This is a genomic window from Leptospira licerasiae serovar Varillal str. VAR 010 (assembly GCF_000244755.1).
Taxonomy (GTDB): Bacteria; Spirochaetota; Leptospiria; order Leptospirales; family Leptospiraceae; genus Leptospira_B; species Leptospira_B licerasiae.
In genome coordinates this window covers 694167-714318 of the sequence record NZ_AHOO02000005.1, presented here as the reverse complement: position 1 = coordinate 714318, position 20152 = coordinate 694167, and the positions used below count along the sequence as shown (strand labels likewise).

Sequence of the window (20152 nt, the reverse complement as noted above, 5' to 3'; positions counted from 1 at the left end):
TTCATACTTTTTCCCTTGCCAGAGGAAGTGCTAAACCAAAACCTGGAATTACGCTTTCAGGGAGGAAGTCGGGTGAAAATCCCGCGCTGACCCGCAACTGTGATGTCCGTCTATACGGAATAAGCCAGATCTTCCCCGCGATACTTAGACCTCGAGGTTGGGGGGTATCGTAAATCTCGCTCTTTAGCGCATCAGCGCTTTCTGCGATGGGGCCCCGAAAGTTAAAATGTCGGGGCTCTCGAACGGAAAAAAGAAACCACCGCAAATACAAAATCGTTCAGATCTTTATAAGATCAATGGTCGACTAACGTTATTTTGCTTATATTTTCTTTTTCCGCGATATCCGGCAGAACCAGGAGAGAAAAATGAGAAAATTCAGAAAACAAGCAGCTTCGCTGTTAACCCTCACTTCACTATTCGTATTCGCTAACTGTTTCGAATTAGGAGAGTCAAAAAAATCAGACGATCCGAGCACACTTGCGTTGGTGGCATTAGCTGGATTAAATCCGATTGCGGGTAATTATAATTACTACAATGGAACTTCTGATTATGCTGGAGGGACCTATACCGCTCCAGGAAATGAAATTGTAGGGACATACAATATTTCTCTTTCTTTAGTCGCACAAACCATGTTCGACGAAACATATGGAAACAGTTACCTATATGGAGAGATCCAAGAAATCGATACGACTAAAAAAGTCATTTATGTTCGCTTCCGATCCGATTCTTCTTTTTCTCAAGGAAATTACGGTTGGTACAGATGGACTGTTAAAGACGGTAAAACTTATGTTTGTCCGGACCTTTCCGACGTATCCACTCAAACAACTTTAGCGTCTGCGAAGGACGATGATTTGGATTATTATTCCGACCCAAGCAATATTAATGCAGGTTGCGGTTTAAATAGCGGTTTCGATCCGGCTCCTTGGAGCAGGCTTGAACTGAACTAAAATCGAACGAGAGAAACAGGTAGAACAAGATATTCATATGAAAATATTTCAAATTTCCGTAATATTGACCTGTTTCTTTTTTGGACTCGTCAATTGTGAGGATTCCAAGAGTTCATCCTCCGCAGAGTCTCTCCTCGCCTTAGGATTAGGAGGATCTGCTCTCTTAAGCTCCTGCGATTTGAGAAATCCTGAAACAGGCAGAGGAATTTTTGTAGCGGATGAAATCGTTTCGGCACCAACTAGCAACGGGATCGGATTCAAAGATTCGAATTGTCTGGTAGATGGAATTCGAGGTCAGGGTAAATTTAACGGTTCTTTAGACGTTTATAGTTTGGAAGATTCCGGAAGTGGATCAGCGATCATACTTCGATGGGCTGGTGTAAAGGTACTTCCTACAAGCGGTATTGACTTTATAGTTTATGAAAACCCTTTCTTTGTGGGAGTTCAAAACGGTACTAATTCCTTCGACAACGTTTTTATGGAACCTCTAATAGTAGAAGTAGGTAACGATCTGACCAATTGGTGCGGTTGGGACCCTGAATATACAAATTCCGATCCGAACACATTCGTAGGAAATCCGATTTACTGGGCTAGATTCGCAGGCATCACCCCTTTCGCTTATAATCAGGATACAAATCCTATGACCGTTTCGGAAGTATTTGATACGGATATCGTTAACGGTAGAGGGGGAGGAGACGGTTTCGATTTAGCCGATTCTAATTTTGGAAATTCAGGTTCCGGTTGCGATGGAACTTTAAAAAGCGAAATCCAAACGAATGGATTCACTTATATCAAAATATCGGCTGCTAAAACGATTTTAACCTCTCTGCCTATCGATTCAGCTCATGCAAATCCCGATATTGACGGAGTTATCGCAAAATCTGTTACTCCTTAACCTAAAGCCAGCCGAATAAGGATCTTCCGATCTTTTTTCGGTTTAATAATTTAAAATTTTTACAAGTGAAAACAATATGATCCGCCCAAAAGATGTACACCAATTGAACTTAGATAAATGTTTACGCAATAAAATAGATACCAAGACGAAACCATTAGGTGCCTTGGGAAAATTAGAGGATCTTGCCTACCGGATCGGCACGATCCAGAACACAGTAGATCCAATATTATCCAATCCTCATTTGCTTGTATTTGCCGGAGACCATGGACTGGCAGACTCCGGAGTTTCAGCGTTTCCGAAAGAAGTGACTTACCAAATGGTATTAAACTTTTTGAATGGAGGAGCGGCGATCAATGTATTCTGCAAACAACACGGCATCAAATTGCTAGTCGTAGATGCAGGAGTTTCCGGAAACTTTCAACAATCTCATCCTGATTTTATTCCTGCAAAGATCGCAGCCGGAACAAGGAACATTCTGAACGAACCGGCAATGACAAGGGAAGAATGTGAAGAAGCAATCCGTATCGGTGGAGAGATCGCAACTACCAAAGTACCAAAAGATTGTAATGTGATCGGCTTCGGAGAAATGGGGATCGGAAATACTTCCAGCGCTGCCCTACTCGCCTCCGTATTTTTAGATCGTTCTGCAGAAGATCTTACCGGAAGAGGAACAGGTATAGACGACGAATCCTTGGAACGTAAGAAAAAGATATTAGCGGACTGCAGGGCAAAACACCATGCCAACCCCAAAGATCCGATCGAAGTTCTTTCTAAGTTCGGAGGTTTCGAGATCGCAATGATCTGCGGAGCAATGCTTTCTTCTTATAAAGAAAATCGTTTACTCTTAGTGGACGGTTTTATCGCAAGTTCCGCATTCTTGACCGCTTCCAGAATAGAACCAAAAATCGTTCGTAATGCGGTATTCGCTCATAGATCTTCCGAGCAGGGTCATAGGCTGATCCTAGAGTTTTTCGATGCGGATCCAATCTTGGACTTAGGGCTTCGTTTGGGAGAAGGGACCGGATGCGCATTGGCATACCCCATCTTAGAATCCGCATTAGCATTCTTGAGAGAAATGGCCAGCTTCGAATCTGCCGGAGTTTCCGAAAAAAAAGACTAAGTGAGGATCAAATTCTCGCTGCCCGAATCGGAGGAATGAATAAGTTCGTCTTTGCATGTTTGGATTTATCCGCAAAGAACTGATTATTTTTCTTTCCTCCGTACGTTATAATACTCGTATCATCGTTCCATCTTGGGTCGAACATTCCGACGAATATCTCAATTCTTCTTCCAGATATTTTCCTTTAGTAGGATGGATTGTTGGAATTGCAACATGGTTCGTTCTATGGGTTTCCGATCTTTCATTGACCTGGGAGATCAGTATCGTTTTGGCAATGGCCGTTTCGGTCTTGATGACCGGAGCTTTTCACGAAGACGGATTTACGGATGTATGCGACGGATTCGGCGGAGGTTGGACCAAGGAAAAGATCCTGGAGATCATGAAGGACAGTAGGATTGGTGCCTTCGGGACCATCGGGATCATGTTAGTCCTTCTTCTTAAATTCGTATGTTATAAATCTTTGGAAGAATTTTCCATCGAAGTCTTGTTCATTACGATAGTTTCCTCTCATTCTTCTAGTAGATTTTGGGCGCTGCTTACGGCAAAAACACTTTCCTACGTAAGAGAAGACCAACTCTCCAAAGCTAAACCGATCATTCAAACTTTAAAAACTTCTAATGTAATTATCGCAGGGATCTGGGGATTAGCTCCTTGGTTTGCATTTTTGCACAACGAATATCTTCCTTCGGATCGAGTTTTCGGATTTTTGTTGTACCCTTTCCTTTTGCAGACTTTTGGTTATTTATATCTCAGAAGTTTTTATAAAAAATGGTTAGGTGGGTATACTGGAGATTGTTTGGGCGCAGTCCAACAAGTCACCGAATTATTGTATCTGATCGGGATTGTTGCCGCATGGAAATCTTTTTAGTCAGACATACGACTCCCGAAGTGGAGCCTGGGACATGTTACGGTAAATCGGATCTAGGACTCCCTTCTAGTTTTGAAAAAGAAGCAGAGAATGTTCTGAAACTTCTTCCCGAAAATATACATTCTATTCGTACAAGTCCTTTATTCAGATGTTATAGCCTCGCAGAAAATATCAGCAAACATCTAGAATCGAAATCGATTACTCCCGCTTGGAAGGTGGACTCGAACATCCAAGAATTGGATTTCGGAGATTGGGAAGGGCGTTTGTGGGAAGACCTACCTAGATCGGAAACGGACTATTGGATGGAAGATTATGTGAATAGAAGACCGCCAGGCGGAGAAACCTATTCCGAATTGAAAACCAGGCTCTTAAAATCATGGGAAGAAAGTCTGCAAGAAGCAAGAGTTTGGGAAAATCTAAAGAAAGAAGACGGAGAAACCTCGGAATACAAAACGATCTGGGTAAGCCATGGAGGACCGATCCGATGTTTGTCCTCTATCGTACTGGGTTTTCCTTTAGAGAATTCGTTTCGATTGGTTCTGGAATATGGATCCGTTTCCTGTTTCAAGGTCCGTTTCGGAGAAATACAATCTTATCCCCAGTTCGTATATTGGAATAAGAAGTAAATTTACCTAACAAATACGACATAAACAGAAAGATCAGATCACTAAGGTGTTTTTAGTTTTATCCGATAAGGAATATAGTATTTGAATCCCTCATGCTCTCTTTCCGAACGTTCAGATCACAATCTATTCTTTATTATAGAAAGCTAAAGTGTATTCTTCTTTTATCTTTGCTTCTTGCTCCTTCTTTTATTGTTTCAGATACATCTGCTGGGCTTGCAGTACCAGCACAACCGGAAAGCGCCAAACTATTTATCTTAGATGCGAGCGGTTCAATGAACGAATATCTTGGGATTTACCAAAAAGTACATCTGGCCAAGAAGTATGTTCGTCACTATGTGGATAAACTTTCCGAAGAAACTGACGTAGGTTTTATCGCTTACGGAAATCGTCTCCCAGGTTGCCAATCTTCCAGACTTTACCAACCCTTAGAAAAAGGAAATCGCCTCGGATTCCAAAACAAACTTTTCGGACTCACTCCTTCGGGTGCAACTCCGCTCGCTGAATCCATTCGGATCGCAGGAGAATATATTATCCGACGGAAATCTCCGACTGACCTTATACTAGTAACTGACGGAATCGAAAGCTGTTATGGAAATCCGGAAAAAGAACTTCAGGTACTTCAACAAAAAGGTATTAATTTTAAACTGCATATCTTTGGTTTAGGTTTGAAACCGGAAGAAAAAAGGATCATGCAGTCTTTGGCCAAAACGGGAAACGGAAAATATTATAATGTAGAAGAAGACAGCGACTTTTTTCTCGCGATGGAAGATCTTTTAAAACGAGAACCTCTTCCTAAAAAAACGGAAGTGGAACCTGAAAGACGTAAACCAAAGATCAGAATTGTAGGGATCGAAAAAAATCAAAACGATTCGGAAGAAAATTTTTACAAAGTAAAATTCGCTTTTGAAAACTCAGATTCTGACAACCAATGTGTGATCTTAAATTTAAAAAGAAGAAGTTCCCTTCCTTCTAAGATAACGAACTGGAATCCTCAAAGAGCTGCTGAACCTGAGAGAGTTGAACGAACGGAGCAAATCTGTTTCCAAACTAGAAAAGGAGAAGGAGAATTTCAAATCTATGCACCGGCACATCTTCCCTTAAACTTAGAATTGGAACTTTGGGACACAAAAGGTATCCCAAGTTCCGTCGACAAAAGTGGAGAAAGAAATCTAACCGAATAAGATCTTAGAAGGATCTTAAAAAATCCAAGTTTTGGTGATTCGGATACGTTACTCTATATTCCAACTTGATCTCTTTTTTGCCGGAAGGAGGTATCTCCAAACTCCATTCTAAAATTCCGGAGTTAGTACGATACTCTTTAGAACCAGGAGTACTTGTTTCTTGGTTCACCTCTACTTTTACACCTGCAGATTCCGAGATAGGGATTTGTTCTCTTACGATTACGGTTTTCGTTTCTTTGCCGAAATTTTCCAAACTTAGATAAACTTTCTTTTCCATTACTTTCTGCGTGGAGATGAGACCTTCTTTAGTTTGATTCCAATCTTTTCTATAAGAAAGTCGTAAACTACCTTCCGTACCTAAAGAAACGGAAAGGTTTTCTTTAGGAGAAACATAAGATACTTTTGTTCTTCCTACGAGACCTGAACTTCTGAATAAGGAAACTTCTCCGGGAAGGATCGGAAATTCTCCTAAGTTTTGGAATTCAGCCTCCAATAAAGGAAACGGTTTATACCTAGGGGAAGCCACAGTTTTTACCTGGATCGGTGCGCTAAAGGATAACATCTCGAATTTTCTGGATTCTTTTTGAGAAGCCAGTGTAATCGTCTTAGGAAGTCTAAATAAGAATCCGCTTCCTCTTTCGCTGGAACGAGAAGGCTCTTCCGTCGCAGGAATGTTCGATTCTTCGTTAGGCATCTGAGCAGCGCCAACTGCCTGAGTCTGATTAGTAAGAATTTCCTGTTTGGAATCGACTTCCACATCAAATAATCTTAATGGACGAAGTCTATCTCTTCTAAGAGATAGATCTGGCCTAGTAGTAGAAAGCAAAAGTTGTACACCTTTCCAATCTTCCCCTGATTCTTGTCGGATCTCTACGATATATTCCAACTTCGCTTTGGCCAAAGAATCATCCGCAGTCAAAATATAAGCAGGCCTCCAATCCGCATTCGGGACCAAATAGCTTAAACGGAGTTCTATACTTTTGGCCTCGGAACTTGTATTTACGATCTGAACCCAAGTAGTGCGTGTACTTTTTTCTGCTTGCGACAGTAAGAGTGAAAGTTGGGCCCGAGATTCCTCCAACTCGGTTTGGACCTTACGTTTGGATTTTTCCAACTTCTCCCAGGAAGCAAAAATGGAAATAGCTTCATCTCTGGTTTTTTTGAGATACGTTCCCCAATTTTTTCCATCTCCTTCTATCCTTCCATAGAGAAGATTTCGGCCCACAACATCCGAAACTTTTTTACGCATCTCGGATAATAGATCCTTTTCGGATTTTAGATCATTCTCCTTCGCCAAAAGACTTTCCAGGTCCTTCTCCAGTTGTTGTACTTTTTTCTGGAGAAGAGCAACCTCCGGATTGGAAGCCGCAGTACCTTCTTCTTTCCAAGTCCTAGAACCAGTTACCTCGACTTGAGGAGAAGTTACCGCTGCAGTTAAAGTCTCTTCTAAAAGAGATACAGGCAAATAAGAGATTTCGATCTTATTTGCTCCGGGTTCCAATTGAACTTTTCCGGATCTAAGGATTTGAGCAGTGCCTTGGTGAACAGTCACCTCCTTGATCGGTAGGCTGAATTCTTTTCCGAAAACCGGTAAAGAAACCAAAACGAAAAGGATAAAAAACCTAACGAAAGACAAATACATTATATTTTTATAATTTTTCATAATAAGCCTCAATAAGAATCCGAACCCGGAGTTTCTCTTAAAATATTGTCCGCTGGATAGGAGACTGTGTATTCAAATTGAACGGTTTTGCGGGAGTTTGCACCGATTTCTAACTCGTATGTCAGAATTCCATCGTCCGTTTTGGACTTGGGACTATCAGTACCGGGCGACCATTCCACTTTCACACTATCGTCGTTCGTATAAGGAATACGATCGATCAAACGGACAGGTACCGCCCTTCGTTTATTGTTTTTAATGGAGACGGTAACTCTATATCGGATATTCTTTTTGCGAGAGATGATCCCCGACTTATCGTCCAGTTTTTCCTGCTTTCTTTCCACCTTGATATCTCTATCAGGTCCAAGTTCCATTTTGATCTCTTGTCCCGGTTTTAAAGTAGAGACAGTGGTTGTTCCGAGAAGATTTTCGCCGGAATAAATTTCGAGAGGTCCCGCAAGCAAAGGTTCTCTTTCCGTATTGGAAGAAACCACATTTAGAAAGACTCCATCGTTAGTGAGCGGAGAAGTCTCATAGCCGGGACGAACTGTGATATTTCTTTTGCGAAGAAAGACTCTATTCAAAGTGCGATCGGAAGGAATTCTTTCGCGTGACTGAGCGATATATCTGAAATCAAATCCTTCGGAAGAAATTCCCGGGGCGATCAGTTGATTGGAATACTTTTTATCAGAACTTAATTGAGAAGACCTATTCAAAAGATTTTGTACTTCATTTTCGAGTTCTTTTAATTCTTTTCTGGAAGTTTCTCTTAAACCCGAAAATCTACGGAGTGCTTCTTTTCCGTATCGAATGGATTCCTCGTAAGATCCTTGGTCAAAGGAATATTTTTGGTTCGCAAGTTCTCCTTGCAGTCTGTTCATATTCTCTTCTACTCGAAGCGAATTGGATCTATCCTTATAATTTCCTTCGATCAACGCTCGAGACTGCATCAAAGGACTATCGTTCTTTTCCTGATAATACACATCGTCAATTCTCTGTTCTGCCTTACTTCTTTGAGAGACCTTGGGAGCAGGAGCCGCTTTTTTGGACTCTTTTTTACTCCGGAGTACGCTTCCAGCATTTGCAGAAGGTTTAGAAGGCGCGTCATACTCCTTATCCGCAGGAGAATAATCTTCGTCTCCGGAATACGTTGCAACTTCCTTGGAAGCGATCCTATATTCCCTATATTCGGGTAAATCTATATCTTGGTTCGGGTTTGCTGTGGAAAATTCTAATCGAACGTTCTTCCAATCTTCTCCCGTTTCATTTCGAACCAAAGCATGCCAACCTAACTCCGCTTCTTGTCCGTTAGAATTCAATTCCAAAGTATAACGAGGATACCAGTTCGCACCTCGGATCAGATATTTATACTCAAAAGGATAAACATTTGCAGAATCAGATTCCACATCTAATCGAATCTCTTTTCTACGAAGAGTATCCCCTTCTGCAAGATGAGCGATCTTAGTTGTGACTATATAAAATTCTTCTCGGATACGATCTAACTCTTCAAGCTTTGCTAATCTGAGTTTTGTATTATCTTCCGCAAGTTCTGCGTATGTTTTTCGGAAGGAGGAAAAATTCTCGGAATCTATCTTTTCCACTACTCCATCTTGTTCTCGGATCGCAGGTTTAATCGATTTGATAGAAGCTTCCCAATCCAAAAGATCTTGGACCTCTCTGGATTTTGTACTCAAAGCCAAAAGAAGGCTTTCTTTCCTTTTTTCTAATTCTTCCGCTTCTTGGGATTTTTTCCTTCTAGAAGCTTTTTCAGAAACTCTGATTCCTTTAATCTTAAATTTTTTATTCGGATCAGTAAATGTGACGATCACACTCTTATCTAAAGATGCGATCGGGACCTCTCCCAATAAAACTTCCGAAACTCCCGCAGGAAGTTTCACCTCGGATTGTCTAGTGACGTAGACTAAGTCGGAATACAGAAGAACTGAATCGATTTTTGCATAAGAAACGGAGACTGGCGACTTAGAAGCCTTCTCCTCTTCCGTAATGGCAGTGGGTGTCTCGCTTGCAGAAGGGTCAGACTCTTGGGCGTAAAAATTAGACCCTAACAAAATCAAGAAGGATATTGCAAGAACCGAAGAAGAAAAACGAGAAATCATAGGTTCTAAGTGGATATTGCCGAAACAAAGTTCGTCAATTTATTTTCACGACCATAAAAAAAGCGCCTTATTTGAAAAGGCGCTTTTCACTCTAAAAACTAGCTCAAAAATCCGGAACTAAACTGTTTTAGGCGTGTATCCTTTGATACTGAAAAACCTTTTTTGAGATATTAGAAAGCCTCCCAATACAAAGAATGAGATCAATGCGACCTGCTTCATTAGTTGGGGAAGATACTGTAAAGTCTCTGTCGGAAGGACAGCAGTCAATTTTTCCACATGAGTAAAGTCGAAAGGATATACGTAGGTTAATGCCGCGATAGATGCCAGACGGATCAATTCGGAAACGATACCCGAAGTTTTCAGCTCGAAAATAGCGCCAATATTCCAAAGAGTCCAAAGAACATAAAAACCTAAAGCACACATTTCAAATAGAGGTAATTCCTTTTTAAACTCTATGTAAACCATCGAAGCTCCCAGCCCGAAAAAGAACTGAGTTATAGAATACGCCAACAATGTATAAGGAATATATGTATTAAATTTTTGGTAAGTAGATCGGTTAATCTCCGGAGGAACAACCGATTCGCCCAGATCTTTCGGCTTCCAACCAGGAGGTTTAAACCAAACTAAAAATTTATCCTTCCAGCTTTTGGTTTGCCAGGAAAGAAGGAACAACTCTTCGAAATAATGGAATTGTGTCCAAAGAGGACTCCAAGTCTGCATAGGTTTTACGATCCCGAAAATAGGCTCTTCTTCTTCCTCTTTATAAGATCCGAACATTCTATCCCAAATCGAAAATGTTCCCGCATAATTTTTATCTATATATTTAGGATCTCTTCCGTGATGGACTCTATGCTGAGAAGGAGTATTGAAAACCCACTCGAAAATTCCCAACTTTGGGATTGCCCTAGTGTGAAGCCAGAACTGGTATGCAAAATTGATCTGTATACAAAGAAGGAACATGATAGGTGGAAATCCCATCAACGCCAAAGGAAGATAAAAAGGAAGAGAGAATGTATTTTGAGTGACTCCTTGTCTTAAGGCCACCGTAAAATTATAATCCTCGCTTTGGTGGTGAGGGACATGGGAAGCCCAAAAGATATTGATCTCATGTCCGAATCTGTGATACCAATAATAAAAGAAGTCGGCCAGAACGAAACAAAACACCCAGCCTATCCAAGAATCGGTTGAAATATTCAATATTCCAAATTTTGCATATACTAAGGAATAAACAGCCATCAATCCAAGGGAGATAAACACCGTAAAGATCTGCATAAAAATGCCGGCCGAAAGATTATTGATGGAGTCCTTAAAACGATAGAACGGTTTGTTACCAAACACGGAATAAAGCAGTTCTACGACTATCAAAACGAAAAATACGGGAGTAATCAGTTCTATTATATTCTTTTCCATCTCTATTACCGAGTTTCGAATATCTCTGTAGCGATCATTCGGTCAAGAAAAAGAACCGAGGCGGTTTTTGAATTCCGCCTCAGATGGAGCTATTAGATAACAGATGTTATTTCATTTTCCCAGAAAAGGGAAGAAGATTAGAAGAATAAGCTTACGGAGAAGTTTACGGACCAGATATATCCGCCGTAATTATAGCTAGGATTCCTTTCCGAAGGGAAAGTTTTATTGATCTCCACATTTTTCAACTGTTGGTTCGTGATCGCTAAATCGAAAATTACGGGATTTTTCAATCTATCTTTCAAGAATGCAAAGTTCCTTCCGTTGAATATATAGGAAACACCAATGGAATAGATCATACGATCATTATCCATCCAGTTATTTGCGCCCGCATAATGAGGAACCGGACTAGGTCTTTTTCCGATACCTCCTCTGAACTTCAAGAATGGGCGAAAAGCGTATTCTGCTCCCATACGAACGTTAGTAGTGTCGTGAAAATCTAGAGGCTCGGAATACTTTTCCTTAATTCTGGATAGTTTATACAAACTCCAGATCTCTCTGTTTACATCCATGTTTAATAAAAGTTTTTCAGTGGGTCTAAATCCGATACCGTAAGACCAAACTCTCGGGTTATACTGATCCAACAAAGCAAGATCAAAATCCAATTGGATCCCTAAAAGAGTAGTCTGAGCACGAGCAGGAATCGGATCGGCAGACAAATAAGTCTCCCTTTTATAAGAAACCCCGGCGCTCCATTTACCGTAAGTGAATTGGAGTCCGTAAGTAGGATTGATGATCGGTTTTAAAGTTAGAACTACTTGTGAGTTCGCTTGAACTGGATCAGGAGAGATCGGAACGTCTTTTAACAAGATCGCACCGGAACCACCTGCAAGCGCGGTGATACCGACTCCGGCAAAAAGACGATCTTTCCAAAGTTCCACACCGACACCGGCCATGATGGTAGGGCGTTCATTACTTTTTCCTGATTGAAGGTATCTAGGAACGGTTGGGTTCTGATCGTTAACTACCATCAGGTTTCCGGAAGCTGGAACGATAGCATTCAATCCGAAACGAATGGTCCTACCTATATCGAAAATTTCGTTTAGGTTCATTGTAAAACCCAGACCAACATAACTATCGTCTGGGTTCTTAGTGTTTTCGTTCTTAGGAGCGTTGTTCTTTAACGTAGGGTTAGCGTAAGTTCCCAAAAAAGACACTTCATGATAAGGACGGTTCGGGCGGAGAAGTGGTTGATACGTGAACATCCCCTTTCCCATATTCGCAAAACCGTCTCTGAAATTAAACCAGGCTCTTTTGTACCATTTAGCAGGAGCTCCACCTTCCTCAGTTTGAGGCTCGGTGTTCAGCAAGGGACCTTCCTGAGGAATAGGATTCCCATTTGCATCCTTAGGAGCTTCTCCGCTAGCCGCTGCTTCTTTTTCTTTTTCCTTTTGTTCCCATTGAGAGATGAACAAATCCGCTTCGTTCAATCGTCCCAAACCAGCAACATTATAGAAAACCGCAGATGAGTTATTAACCGTAGCTGTAACTGCTCCAGCCATCCCGGCTGCACCTGCATGGGCGCCATAAATATCCCCGTAACTACCGGCAGTCAGCTCAGAAGTGCCGACTCCTAATATCCCCAAAACTGCGAGGATAATCCTCGACCCGGAGATAATTTTTTGACTAGAAACTCTGTTTCGCATTTTCCTTCCTGCTTTGAACCAATTCCATAACTTACCCTAACCCATTTAGAATTGGCTGATCTCTTTATTACACATCAGTTATTTTTTAAAAATTTTCCGTATCTTAGCGGAAAGCCTAAAATTGTCCACCAAAATCAAAAAAAGAGCCTTTAGGCGTTTTTAATCGTAATATAAAGAAAATAAGCAATATTAAAAGATAAGTGCTCATTATCATAAAAGAATGAACGCTACATATATTTTTAGGTTTTAAAGAAGGACCAAAAACTCGATCTAAACGCCTGGAACAGGATTCGTGGACCGAGTCTTTTCAAAATATATCGAAATGATGTCAGCATAACGTAAATATCCCAAATATTTTCCATTCTCTTCCACAGGAATCTTATCCATCCCCATATCCAAAAGGGTTTTAAAGCTAGTGGCAAGGTTTGTCCGGATAGAAATCGGCAAGATAGATGTGTCAGTTACATCTTTTACAAGAACCAAGTTCTGAGTTAGATCTCTTCCTTCTAAAAATAACCGGCTGGTTCGAAGAGAGATCATTCCGAAATAGTTTCCGTTCTCCTCTAAGACGATATAGTCGCTGGCATTTATCTTGAGAGCCTCCTCTTCCAACTTAGAAAGAAGAACAGATGTTTTGACCTCTGCGATATTTCTTAATCTGTTTCGTATATCCTCTATTCGGATCCCTTCCAACAAATCTCTGTTCATATCCCAATCATGTGCCGGAGATTGGAAGCGAGTGTTCTTCTGGCTTTTATACAAATTCAGTTTGTGAGAAAGAACGAAAGTGATGATAGAGACGATCATCAAGGGGGGAAGAAGGGAATAACTTCCTATGATCTCGCAGATCATTACCATTCCTGCAATCGGAGCGCTCGCAATCCCCGCATAAAAAGCGCCCATCCCTACCAACACAAAAGAAGCGACCGATACCTGGTAACCTAAAACTAATTTTGCAAATGTACCGAGTGCTCCTCCCAACATTCCACCTATGAATAAAGAAGGTCCGAACATTCCTGCGGATCCACCGCTCCCGATAGTAAACGACGTAGTGATAATTTTTAAGAATGCAAGAAGTAAAAAGAAGAATATGATCTGCAGATCTCGATCCAAATAAGAACTGTAATTCGGAAATTGAAAACTACCTTCTAACACATCTTGTAAAACGCCCGAACCTGTTCCTATAACTTCCGGCAAAAAATAACCGATCAGTCCGACGGGAATTCCGCCTAAAGCCGGCTTTATCCACATGGGAAGTTTCCAGGACTTGGACCAATCCTGCATAAATTGAAAGATCTTAATTAAAAAGGCGCCGTTCAGATAACATAAGATCCCTAAAAACAAATAAAAGATCAGTTCTTTATATTCTATAAATCCGATCTCGGGAACCTTATATACGGAACCGAATCCGTTAAATGAAGAGTATGTTAAGAATGCAGTAACCGAAGAAATAATACAAGGAACCAACGTATCACTTTCTATATCTTCTCTATACACCATCTCTACGGAGGTTAATGCGCCTCCCAAAGGAGCATGAAAAATGGCACCTAGTCCGCCTGCAGTTCCTGCGAGTAGTAAAGTACGCCTCGCTCTTGCGCCTGCCTTTGTTAAATTTGCGACCAAGGAACCGAATCCTGCACCTATGAGAGAGATCGGACCCTCTTTTCCTCCGCTTCCTCCGGACGATAATGTGAATACGGTCGCAATCGACTTGATCAGAGGTACCTTCGGATCTACCATACCTTCTTTATTATGAAAAGAATCTATTAAGGAATCAGTTCCCGTTCCGGCAGAATCAGGAGAAAACTTCCAAATAATCCAACCTGCAATCAGCCCTCCTAAAGGAGGAATTACCAATAGTGCCCACCTTCCTATATGAATAGAAGCGATCGGTTCCAGAGAAACATAAAACTCTCCACCGGAATGAGTATTATGTAAACCTGATACAGATTCTAAGGAGATGTATTCCGCCCATGCAAGCGCTCTCGAAAAAAGAAGGGCGCCTAAACCGGAAACAATACCCGTCAGGACGCAATATAGATATAAAGACCTTCTACCTTTAATCGTAAAGTAAGACGATAACAGTCCCTGTTTGAATTGAGAGAAAACTTTTCCAAACATAAAAGATCCTTAAAATGATTTGGAAACTGAAATCTCCATGATCCGATTATGAGTATATGTATCCTGCCAGCCGCCTATCATCCTATACAATCTAGGAAGGATCAATAGACCGATAAATACTGGAGCTCCAGGAGAGTCCAAAACGTTTCCGGAAGGAGTAGGTTTTAAAAAATATGTCTCGAGTGCACTGTTCTTTTCCATCGTGGTGGTCGCGTAATAGTATCCAATGCCCGCAAGCAAAAGATCCAAACCGATATAACCGAACATACTTTTTACTCTATCCGAACCGCCATAAACAGGGGATTTGTAAGAATTATAAAAGACGGAGGCGGCAGGTTGGACTAACGCCAATGATTCGCTCCAAAAATAATTTTTACGATATGGTTCGAATTTAGCGTCTTCTGAAACATCGCTATAATTCGTTAACCCGCCGGTTAACTCTTTTTTAGTAAGTTCTTCCTGTAAAAAATTCCTAAAAACTCTTTCAGATCCTTTTTTAGAGGATTCGATTCGGATCAAGCTCATCCTATCTCTTTTTGCCAATCCCAAAACGAATACGTCTAGTTGTAAGGGAGAATACCATTTAGAAGTATATCTAAACGCAAAACCTTTCGTGTTTTGGTTGGATAATACTCTATCATAAGTCAATCGATTCAATGCGGAAAGAAGTCGGATATCGTTCTCTCCGGGATCACCTTCTAGTTCGAATACTTCTCCAGCGTAAATAGTAGAGAAAGAAGACAGAAATAGAAATACGAATATGATTTTTGAAATTTTATGTTGAATACTTTTTTGCATGTTCATTAAGAGATCCGATCCCCAAGGAGAAATCCGGCCAAAAGCATGGATGCGTTATAAGTGATATGCGCAGTCACAGGCACCCATATATTACCGGTTTTTAAATAAGAAATTCCGAATGAAAGCCCTACAAATATAAGCAGGATCGGCGCCACATAGGATCCTCCGTTAAAATGTACGACTCCAAAAATAACGGAGGTGATGATTAGCCCTATCGAGCCTAAGTTTTTTTCCTCAAAGTATTTCAGCAAAAATCCTCTGAAGAAAAATTCCTCAAAAATTCCGGCTCCGAATGCGATCGCGACTAAGGTCCATCCTAACAATTTCCAATTTAGGAAAAGATTTTTGGTTAGGATGATCTCTAGATAATTAGATTGGGGCTTACCGATGATAAAAAAGATCAGGCTACTAGCTACATTCACAAAACAGAATGTAGCAAATCCGGTGGCAATTCCTGCAAGTATATCCCTACCGCTCGCGGAGTCTGTAAACTCTGCAGTTTCGATCCTTGCGATCTTTCGGATAAAAAAGTAAGAGGGGACCAAAAAGCATAATCCCCATATGATCCTGTCCAAAGACAATAACCAGGGGCGCTTAGTTACTACAAATTCGGTATATTCTCTAACAGCCTTTTCAGCGGAAGCAGGTTCGTTCCAAACCACTTCGGAAGGAACCGTATTTATCACTTCTTTTGCTTTTGTGAAATTTTGTTTGGAAACTTTTAAAGATAGAGTGCTCTCTACTTGGAATCGAGTAATCCTCATATAGGAATACATACCGATGAACAGTACGAAAACCTGGATCAGACCCATAAGCAGAACGTCTCTGCCGGGTGCGAGTTTTTGATCTTCCTTTTCTAAATCCATTCCAAAGGGCCCTTCCAATCATTTATGGGGGATTTTTTGCGTCATTGTTTTTTTATAATCTGCCGACTAGAGAAACGATATGCCTTCCTTAAAAAGACATCTCAGTTTATTATCCGCACTCATACTAATCTCACTAACCGAGGTCCACGCGGTTTACGATCGTCTTCCCTTAAAAAGTTTAGAATATTCGGACTCGAAGATCATCCGAGTCAGAGAAGAGATAAAATATAACCTTCAAATTTCAGTTTCCAATTTGGACCAAAAAGATCTGGTCCATCTTAGATTCCTTGTCTACAAAGTAGGACCCAAAGACACTTTTTTTAAGATTATGGCCAGGACCGGAATGGACTTGGACACACTTTCCTCGGTAAACGAATTAGCCTCTCCGCAAGACATATATCCTGGGATGGAACTTTTGATCCCGAATATGAGAGGAGTTTATGACTCGGAAGAACATTCTCCCGACGAACTTTCCCGCAAAAAAGTCGCAGCCCGTTTTCGGATCTCTCCCAAGTTCTTATACTATGATGACCTCAGAAAATCCTGGTTCGTTCCAGGAAGAGGATTACCTAAAGAAGAGAAAAACTTTTTTTATGGATTAGCATTCTCCGATCCGCTAGCGGAAGAAGGAAGACTGAGTTCTAAGTTCGGAAGAAGAAAGGACCCGTTCACAAAAAAGGATACCTTTCACGGAGGTATCGATCTTGCGGCGGAAGAGGGAACACCGGTTTACGCGTCCGCAGACGGAGAAGTTTCCTTTTCTGGGACAAGAGGAGGTTACGGAAGTCTAATCGTCTTAAAACATGGATCGGGGTACGAAACCAAATATGGACATTTAAGTAAATTGTTAGTTGTTGCGGGTGCTAAAGTTAAAAAAGGCCAATTGATCGGAGAAGTCGGAATGAGCGGAAGAGCCACCGGATTTCATTTACATTTTGAAGTATTGAGAAATAGTTTGAGACAAAGGCCCATATTTAAGGGTCATGTCTGATGCTCCAACGATCACTTTCCAATCCTGCAGTTAGGATATTTATCCCTATTACTTTTTTATTCCTGATCTTCGGGATCTTCATTCTATTCGGTTGGACCAAAACGGACCCGACGGATTACGAACCTGACGATATTATCCGCCAAGAAGAAAGAGATATATTATTTATCTCTAATCCAGTAAACGAAAAGTCCCCTATAGAAAAACCTTTCGGCCTTGCGGTCGATTCCAGAGGAGCCGTTTATACTGGATCATCCGATGGAAATATTTATAAGATCAAAACGGACGGACAAACCGAGTTATTTGCAAAAACTTCGGGAAGAGCCTTAGGACTTGCATTCGACGGAAAAGAAAATCTAGTAGCTTGCGTGTCTGGACTAGGACTTACATTTTACGATCCAAAAGGAAATGAGAACGTATTACTCCGAGAAGATTCAGACGGAAATCCATTAACCAATCTTTTCGGTTTGGATATCGCATCCGACGGAACCGTTTACTTTACGGAAGTTAGCAAAAAATTCTCTTACGAAGATTCATATTTGGAAGAATTGGAATCCAAACCTAACGGTAGAATTCTTTCTTACAATCCAAGGACCCAAGAAGTAAAAACAGTTCTAGAAGATCTATATCATCCAACCGGGATCAGTTTATCTTCTTCCGAAGATTTTTTGGTTTTCGGAGAAAAATACAGACATCGTATTTCTCGTTTTTGGTTAAAAGGGAAGAATGCGGGTAAGGACCAGTTTATGATCACACATCTTCCTGGAAGCCCTGCATTGATCACCTCGGACTCTCAGAGAAATTTTTGGATCGCTTTATCTTCTCCCAGACATGTGGCAATCGATAGGATACAAAACTTTCCGATCTTGAAAAAGACGATCGCTGCACTTCCGTTTTTCTTTCGCCCGTTAGAAGGAAAATTAGCCTATATACTTTCCATGAATGAAGAAGGCGACATTAGTCTTTCTTTGATGGATAATACTTCGGATAAATTGGGATCGATTACTTCCGCTTTACAATACGGATCGGGAGTTTTACTTGCGGGATTTTCCACTCAAAAAATCTGGAAGTGGAAGTTTGAAACTTTAGAAATGTTTTTTTAAACAAAAAAGCGCCCCGATTGGAGCGCTTTTTTTAGGTAGATCCGATTTACATCGACCCCAATAATTCCCTAAACTTATCCAAGGAATATCGAGCGGCAAAGTCTCCGAATCTTTCGTTCGGGTTTCCTTCTTTTTTCCAAACTTCGAATGCCTTCTCTAGTTGGACAGGAATCTCCGCGAATGGGACCTTCTTAGCTACATAGTCTCCTACTTTCGTTCCTTCCGGATTTCCACCGAAGAATAAGGAATATTTCCCTCCGGCTTGTTGCCCTACGATACCCACTTCTGCTGAATAAGGTCTAGCACAACCGTTTGGACATCCGGTCATTCTCACGATAGGAGCTCTGTCGTTCAGATCCAATTTATCGATCACTTTTTGGATAGATTCCAATAGTTGAGGAAAAGTCCTTTCGGATTCGGTCAACGCCAAACCACAAGTAGGAAGTGCAGGACATGCAAGCGCGCGGTCATATAAAGGTTTAGGAGAGGCCGGACTAATATTATATTCTTTTAATTTAGATTCTAACTTTTCCTTATCCTCTTTTTTGATCCCCATTAAGACCAAATCTTGATCCGCAGTTACCTGGACATTCAATTTGAAAGTGGAAATGATATCTTTTAAAGCCGTCTTTAACGGTTTTTCAGGAAAGTCCTTGATCCTTCCGGAAAGTGTATGGAATCCTAATGCAAGAGTTCCGTCCGCTCTTTCAGTCCATCCTAAATAATTCGGAGTTTCCCATTTTGGAAGTTTACGAGCAATATCGAATTTTGCACCGGATCTGCGCTCCACTTCGGAACGGAACCATTCCACACCCTTCTCCGCTAAAACGTATTTTAGACGAGCATGTTTACGGTTGGTACGATCTCCAAAATCTCTATGAGAAGTCACTATACCTTCTGCAACTGGGATCAGGTCTTTTTCAGGGATCCAACCGAGCAAGTCTGCCGCTCTAGGATAAGTCTCAGCCTTATTGTGAGTCATGCCGAGTCCACCACCTGCAAAAGCGAAATAACCGTCTATTTTACCGTTTTCGTCTAAAGTCGCTGCGAATCCCATATCGTTCGTATAAATATCGACCGAATTATTTCCCGCAAGAGTAACGGCGATCTTGAACTTCCTAGGAAGATAAGTGGTCCCATAGATCGGATCAGGCTCATCCTCTTTATTAAGTTGGCTCTCGCCTAACCATAGTTCGGCGTATGCATTACTTTTATATTTAAAATGATCGGATAATAATTGAGCGATCGGATCCAACTGGGTTAGTTCTTTGTTTCCCCAAGGATTCAAAGCCTGAGTCACATTACGCACAACGTCACCACACGCTCCCATAGTGGAAAGATTTACCTTATGCACCGCTTGCATGATCGGTTTCAGATCCTTTAAAAGGATCGTGTGCATTTGGATGGACTGCCTAGTAGTTAAACGTAAAGCACCACCGCCGAATTTATCGGCCAGATCATCCCAAACCATGTATTGTTCAGAAGTAAGCCTTCCTCCAGGGATCCTTCCACGGATCATAAAGGAGGTCGGGTTTTCGATAAATTCTCCGGCCTCGTCCTTTCTACGGTCCCTGTCCTTTTGCTGGTACATTCCATGGAATTTGATCAACTGTTTGTCATCTTCCTCGAATCCTTCTGCACCTGTTTCGATAGCAGTTCCGATCTTTCCTCTTAGTCCCTTAGAGGCGGTTTTTATATGCTCGACTTCGCTAAGTTCTTTTTGCTCTGACATCGATCGTATTCGTCCTT

General features: G+C 41.2%; 16 protein-coding genes and 1 riboswitch. Of the genes, 8 read left to right on the top strand and 8 right to left on the bottom strand.

Going from position 1 to position 20152, the window contains the following annotated elements:
- Nucleotides 1–46 precede the first annotated feature (46 nt).
- Nucleotides 47–173, top strand: a riboswitch (adenosylcobalamin (AdoCbl) riboswitch).
- A 192-nt stretch (nucleotides 174–365) separates the two neighbouring features.
- From LEP1GSC185_RS03755 to LEP1GSC185_RS03730, 6 genes are all read left to right on the top strand, one after another.
- Nucleotides 366–947, top strand: a complete 582-nt coding sequence (locus LEP1GSC185_RS03755; RefSeq protein WP_008595543.1) for an LIC13354 family exoprotein — start codon at nucleotides 366–368, stop codon at nucleotides 945–947.
- 37 nt (nucleotides 948–984) lie between these two features.
- A complete protein-coding gene (locus LEP1GSC185_RS03750) occupies nucleotides 985–1842 on the top strand; it encodes an LIC_13355 family lipoprotein (protein ID WP_008594905.1) in 858 nt (285 codons plus the stop codon).
- Between the two features lie 76 nt (nucleotides 1843–1918).
- Complete coding sequence (gene cobT, locus LEP1GSC185_RS03745; RefSeq protein WP_008593853.1) at nucleotides 1919–2962, top strand: nicotinate-nucleotide--dimethylbenzimidazole phosphoribosyltransferase; 1044 nt, start codon at nucleotides 1919–1921, stop codon at nucleotides 2960–2962.
- 55 nt (nucleotides 2963–3017) lie between these two features.
- Complete coding sequence (locus LEP1GSC185_RS03740) at nucleotides 3018–3830, top strand: adenosylcobinamide-GDP ribazoletransferase (protein WP_008595516.1); 813 nt, start codon at nucleotides 3018–3020, stop codon at nucleotides 3828–3830.
- The gene (locus tag LEP1GSC185_RS03735) at nucleotides 3815–4456 is read left to right on the top strand and encodes a histidine phosphatase family protein (RefSeq protein WP_008594557.1); all 642 of its coding nucleotides are present in this window, start codon (nucleotides 3815–3817) and stop codon (nucleotides 4454–4456) included. Before LEP1GSC185_RS03740 ends, LEP1GSC185_RS03735 begins: the two co-directional genes overlap by 16 nt.
- 92 nt (nucleotides 4457–4548) lie before the next feature.
- On the top strand, nucleotides 4549–5637 hold the full coding sequence (locus LEP1GSC185_RS03730) for a vWA domain-containing protein (protein WP_008594174.1): 1089 nt from the start codon (nucleotides 4549–4551) through the stop codon (nucleotides 5635–5637).
- A gap of 4 nt (nucleotides 5638–5641) precedes the next feature.
- Here LEP1GSC185_RS03730 and LEP1GSC185_RS03725 read toward each other — a convergent pair whose 3' ends face one another.
- The 7 genes from LEP1GSC185_RS03725 to LEP1GSC185_RS03695 form a co-directional block, all read right to left on the bottom strand.
- Complete coding sequence (locus LEP1GSC185_RS03725; protein ID WP_008595578.1) at nucleotides 5642–7300, bottom strand: mucoidy inhibitor MuiA family protein; 1659 nt, start codon at nucleotides 7298–7300, stop codon at nucleotides 5642–5644.
- Between the two features lie 8 nt (nucleotides 7301–7308).
- The gene (locus LEP1GSC185_RS03720; protein WP_008593802.1) at nucleotides 7309–9414 is read right to left on the bottom strand and encodes a mucoidy inhibitor MuiA family protein; all 2106 of its coding nucleotides are present in this window, start codon (nucleotides 9412–9414) and stop codon (nucleotides 7309–7311) included.
- A gap of 117 nt (nucleotides 9415–9531) precedes the next feature.
- Nucleotides 9532–10824, bottom strand: coding sequence for a sterol desaturase family protein (locus LEP1GSC185_RS03715; protein ID WP_008595233.1), 1293 nt, complete (start codon nucleotides 10822–10824; stop codon nucleotides 9532–9534).
- Nucleotides 10825–10961: 137 nt separating this feature from the next.
- Nucleotides 10962–12527 carry an OmpP1/FadL family transporter gene (locus tag LEP1GSC185_RS03710; protein ID WP_008596363.1) on the bottom strand — a complete coding sequence of 522 codons (1566 nt, stop codon included), beginning with the start codon at nucleotides 12525–12527 and terminating at the stop codon, nucleotides 10962–10964.
- Between the two features lie 270 nt (nucleotides 12528–12797).
- The gene (locus LEP1GSC185_RS03705) at nucleotides 12798–14648 is read right to left on the bottom strand and encodes a chloride channel protein (protein ID WP_008595914.1); all 1851 of its coding nucleotides are present in this window, start codon (nucleotides 14646–14648) and stop codon (nucleotides 12798–12800) included.
- A 9-nt stretch (nucleotides 14649–14657) separates the two neighbouring features.
- Nucleotides 14658–15452, bottom strand: a complete 795-nt coding sequence (locus LEP1GSC185_RS03700) for a hypothetical protein (protein ID WP_008595259.1) — start codon at nucleotides 15450–15452, stop codon at nucleotides 14658–14660.
- A complete protein-coding gene (locus LEP1GSC185_RS03695; RefSeq protein WP_008593675.1) occupies nucleotides 15452–16312 on the bottom strand; it encodes a CPBP family intramembrane glutamic endopeptidase in 861 nt (286 codons plus the stop codon). Before LEP1GSC185_RS03695 ends, LEP1GSC185_RS03700 begins: the two co-directional genes overlap by 1 nt.
- Nucleotides 16313–16391: 79 nt before the next feature.
- Between LEP1GSC185_RS03695 and LEP1GSC185_RS03690 the strand changes: the two genes are divergently transcribed.
- Nucleotides 16392–17303, top strand: a complete 912-nt coding sequence (locus LEP1GSC185_RS03690) for a M23 family metallopeptidase (protein ID WP_008593857.1) — start codon at nucleotides 16392–16394, stop codon at nucleotides 17301–17303.
- Nucleotides 17303–18403 carry an SMP-30/gluconolactonase/LRE family protein gene (locus tag LEP1GSC185_RS03685; RefSeq protein WP_008595206.1) on the top strand — a complete coding sequence of 367 codons (1101 nt, stop codon included), beginning with the start codon at nucleotides 17303–17305 and terminating at the stop codon, nucleotides 18401–18403. The genes LEP1GSC185_RS03690 and LEP1GSC185_RS03685 overlap by 1 nt, the downstream gene beginning before the upstream one ends.
- 46 nt (nucleotides 18404–18449) lie before the next feature.
- Here LEP1GSC185_RS03685 and LEP1GSC185_RS03680 read toward each other — a convergent pair whose 3' ends face one another.
- A complete protein-coding gene (locus tag LEP1GSC185_RS03680; RefSeq protein ID WP_008594243.1) occupies nucleotides 18450–20135 on the bottom strand; it encodes an NADPH-dependent assimilatory sulfite reductase hemoprotein subunit in 1686 nt (561 codons plus the stop codon).
- Nucleotides 20136–20152: the final 17 nt, after the last annotated feature.

Coding starts and splice junctions, on each gene's coding strand:
- LEP1GSC185_RS03690 (WP_008593857.1), top strand. CDS start 16,392: ATGCCTTCCTTAAAAAGACATCTCAGTTTATTATCCGCACTCATACTA.
- LEP1GSC185_RS03750 (WP_008594905.1), top strand. CDS start 985: ATGAAAATATTTCAAATTTCCGTAATATTGACCTGTTTCTTTTTTGGA.
- LEP1GSC185_RS03695 (WP_008593675.1), bottom strand. CDS start 16,312: ATGGATTTAGAAAAGGAAGATCAAAAACTCGCACCCGGCAGAGACGTT.
- LEP1GSC185_RS03755 (WP_008595543.1), top strand. CDS start 366: ATGAGAAAATTCAGAAAACAAGCAGCTTCGCTGTTAACCCTCACTTCA.
- LEP1GSC185_RS03685 (WP_008595206.1), top strand. CDS start 17,303: ATGCTCCAACGATCACTTTCCAATCCTGCAGTTAGGATATTTATCCCT.
- LEP1GSC185_RS03715 (WP_008595233.1), bottom strand. CDS start 10,824: ATGGAAAAGAATATAATAGAACTGATTACTCCCGTATTTTTCGTTTTG.
- cobT (WP_008593853.1), top strand. CDS start 1,919: ATGATCCGCCCAAAAGATGTACACCAATTGAACTTAGATAAATGTTTA.
- LEP1GSC185_RS03740 (WP_008595516.1), top strand. CDS start 3,018: ATGTTTGGATTTATCCGCAAAGAACTGATTATTTTTCTTTCCTCCGTA.
- LEP1GSC185_RS03700 (WP_008595259.1), bottom strand. CDS start 15,452: ATGAACATGCAAAAAAGTATTCAACATAAAATTTCAAAAATCATATTC.
- LEP1GSC185_RS03680 (WP_008594243.1), bottom strand. CDS start 20,135: ATGTCAGAGCAAAAAGAACTTAGCGAAGTCGAGCATATAAAAACCGCC.
- LEP1GSC185_RS03720 (WP_008593802.1), bottom strand. CDS start 9,414: ATGATTTCTCGTTTTTCTTCTTCGGTTCTTGCAATATCCTTCTTGATT.
- LEP1GSC185_RS03710 (WP_008596363.1), bottom strand. CDS start 12,527: ATGCGAAACAGAGTTTCTAGTCAAAAAATTATCTCCGGGTCGAGGATT.
- LEP1GSC185_RS03735 (WP_008594557.1), top strand. CDS start 3,815: ATGGAAATCTTTTTAGTCAGACATACGACTCCCGAAGTGGAGCCTGGG.
- LEP1GSC185_RS03705 (WP_008595914.1), bottom strand. CDS start 14,648: ATGTTTGGAAAAGTTTTCTCTCAATTCAAACAGGGACTGTTATCGTCT.
- LEP1GSC185_RS03725 (WP_008595578.1), bottom strand. CDS start 7,300: ATGAAAAATTATAAAAATATAATGTATTTGTCTTTCGTTAGGTTTTTT.
- LEP1GSC185_RS03730 (WP_008594174.1), top strand. CDS start 4,549: ATGCTCTCTTTCCGAACGTTCAGATCACAATCTATTCTTTATTATAGA.